The sequence below is a fragment of the Streptomyces sp. NPDC127177 genome (genome assembly GCF_042672475.1).
Taxonomy (GTDB): Bacteria; Actinomycetota; Actinomycetes; order Streptomycetales; family Streptomycetaceae; genus Streptomyces.
In genome coordinates, this window is the sequence record NZ_JBHXUW010000121.1 from 3,086 (window position 1) to 4,935 (window position 1,850).

Annotated in this window: 1 rRNA gene (cut by a window edge); it reads left to right on the plus strand. The window is 56.2% G+C overall.

What is annotated here, in order from left to right:
• Nucleotides 1–1,828, plus strand: a 23S ribosomal RNA gene (locus ACFVJX_RS35890); it begins 1,372 nt to the left of the window's first position.
• Nucleotides 1,829–1,850 lie beyond the last annotated feature (22 nt).

Sequence of the window (1,850 nt, forward strand, 5' to 3'; positions counted from 1 at the left end):
TGGATGGGTAGGGGAGCGTCGTGTGCCGGGTGAAGCAGCCGCGGAAGCGAGTTGTGGACGGTTCACGAGTGAGAATGCAGGCATGAGTAGCGATACACACGTGAGAAACGTGTGCGCCGATTGACTAAGGGTTCCTGGGTCAAGCTGATCTGCCCAGGGTAAGTCGGGACCTAAGGCGAGGCCGACAGGCGTAGTCGATGGACAACCGGTTGATATTCCGGTACCCGCTTTGAAACGCCCAATACTGAATCAGGCGATGCTAAGTCCGTGAAGCCGGCCCGATCTCTTCGGAGTTGAGGGTAGTGGTGGAGCCGACGAACCAGACTTGTATTAGGTAAGCGATGGGGTGACGCAGGAAGGTAGTCCAGCCCGGGCGGTGGTAGTCCCGGGGTAAGGGTGTAGGCCGTGTGGTAGGTAAATCCGTCACACATTGAGGCTGAGACCTGATGCCGAGCCGATTGTGGTGAAGTGGATGATCCTATGCTGTCGAGAAAAGCCTCTAGCGAGTTTCATGGCGGCCCGTACCCTAAACCGACTCAGGTGGTCAGGTAGAGAATACCGAGGCGTTCGGGTGAACTATGGTTAAGGAACTCGGCAAAATGCCCCCGTAACTTCGGGAGAAGGGGGGCCATCACTGGTGATCCGATTTACTCGGTGAGCTGGGGGTGGCCGCAGAGACCAGCGAGAAGCGACTGTTTACTAAAAACACAGGTCCGTGCGAAGCCGTAAGGCGATGTATACGGACTGACGCCTGCCCGGTGCTGGAACGTTAAGGGGACCGGTTAGCTGACTTTCGGGTCGGCGAAGCTGAGAACTTAAGCGCCAGTAAACGGCGGTGGTAACTATAACCATCCTAAGGTAGCGAAATTCCTTGTCGGGTAAGTTCCGACCTGCACGAATGGCGTAACGACTTCTCGACTGTCTCAACCATAGGCCCGGTGAAATTGCACTACGAGTAAAGATGCTCGTTTCGCGCAGCAGGACGGAAAGACCCCGGGACCTTTACTATAGTTTGATATTGGTGTTCGGTTCGGCTTGTGTAGGATAGGTGGGAGACTTTGAAGCGGCCACGCCAGTGGTTGTGGAGTCGTCGTTGAAATACCACTCTGGTCGTGCTGGATGTCTAACCTGGGTCCGTGATCCGGATCAGGGACAGTGTCTGATGGGTAGTTTAACTGGGGCGGTTGCCTCCTAAAGAGTAACGGAGGCGCCCAAAGGTTCCCTCAGCCTGGTTGGCAATCAGGTGTTGAGTGTAAGTGCACAAGGGAGCTTGACTGTGAGACCGACGGGTCGAGCAGGGACGAAAGTCGGGACTAGTGATCCGGCAGTGGCTTGTGGAAGCGCTGTCGCTCAACGGATAAAAGGTACCCCGGGGATAACAGGCTGATCTTCCCCAAGAGTCCATATCGACGGGATGGTTTGGCACCTCGATGTCGGCTCGTCGCATCCTGGGGCTGGAGTCGGTCCCAAGGGTTGGGCTGTTCGCCCATTAAAGCGGTACGCGAGCTGGGTTTAGAACGTCGTGAGACAGTTCGGTCCCTATCCGCTGTGCGCGTAGGAATATTGAGAAGGGCTGTCCCTAGTACGAGAGGACCGGGACGGACGAACCTCTGGTGTGCCAGTTGTCCTGCCAAGGGCATGGCTGGTTGGCTACGTTCGGAAAGGATAACCGCTGAAAGCATCTAAGCGGGAAGCCTGCTTCGAGATGAGTATTCCCACCCTCTTGAAGGGTTAAGGCTCCCAGTAGACGACTGGGTTGATAGGCCAGATGTGGAAGCCCGGTAACGGGTGGAGCTGACTGGTACTAATAGGCCGAGGGCTTGTCCTCAGTTGCTCGCGTCCACTGTGTT